The 844-nt window shown below is 70.1% G+C and carries 1 protein-coding gene and 1 pseudogene; both read left to right on the top strand.

Features of this window, described 5'->3' with window-relative positions; genetic code table 11:
- Positions 1–115: 115 nt before the first annotated feature.
- Positions 116–757, top strand: coding sequence for a TetR/AcrR family transcriptional regulator (locus AC5RUJ_RS17420; RefSeq protein WP_494128471.1), 642 nt, complete (start codon positions 116–118; stop codon positions 755–757).
- Positions 750–844 (top strand): annotated as a pseudogene (locus AC5RUJ_RS17415) (3-hydroxybutyrate dehydrogenase); the annotation flags it as partial. The gene AC5RUJ_RS17420 and the pseudogene AC5RUJ_RS17415, both read left to right, overlap by 8 nt.

Below are 844 nucleotides of genomic sequence, written 5' to 3'. Positions count from 1 at the left end.
CCTTCGTGCCGGCGCTGCCGCGCACCGCACTGAACAAGGTGGTCCGGGGGAGGCTGCGGGAGGCCGCCGTCCGCCCCGGCCGCCACCCGCTGACCGCAGGATCGGAGCAGGAATCATGAGCGCTGCACCACGCACCGCCCGGGGCACCCGAACGCGGGCCAAGCTGTTGGAGGCGGCCGAAGCGGTGTTTGCGTCGGTGGGCTACCACGAGGCCTCGATCGTCAAGATCACCGAGCAGGCCGACGTCGGGCTGGGCACCTTCTACCTCTACTTCGAGGGCAAGCAGGCCGTCTTCGACGAGGTCGTCGAGGACCTTAACCGGCGGGTGCGCCACGCGATGGCCGAGGCGGCGAAGTCGGCGGAGAACCGGCTGGAGGCCGAGCGGGCCGGGTTCAAGGCGTTCTTCCGCTTCACCGCCGAACACCCCGCGCTCTACCGGATCATCCGGCAGGCGGAGTTCGTGTCGCCCGGCGCCCTGCGGATGCACTACACGCGCATTGTCAACGGCTACATTGAGGGACTGAAGGCGGCGCAGGCCACGGGCGAGGTCCGTCCGATGGACCCGAACGTCGCGGCGTGGGCGCTGATGGGCATCGGCGAACTGATCGGCATGCGGTGGGTGCTTTGGGAGGACGACGACGGTGCGCAGCCCGTCCCGCGGGAAGTGCCCGACCACGTATTCGAAGAGATGATGCAGTTCATTGAGCGGGCGCTGGCGCCCGGACAGCAGACGACGGAAGGACCCACCCATGGCTGAGAAGACTCTGACGGGCCGCAGCGCCATGGTGACCGGCGGGGCCAGCGGCATCGGCGAGGCCTGCGCGCGGGCCCTGGCCGACCGCGG

It is taken from the genome of Arthrobacter sp. Y3223164 (assembly GCF_059091005.1).
The sequence above is the reverse complement of the archived record's forward strand: the minus strand, read 5'-3'. Positions and strand labels throughout refer to the sequence as shown.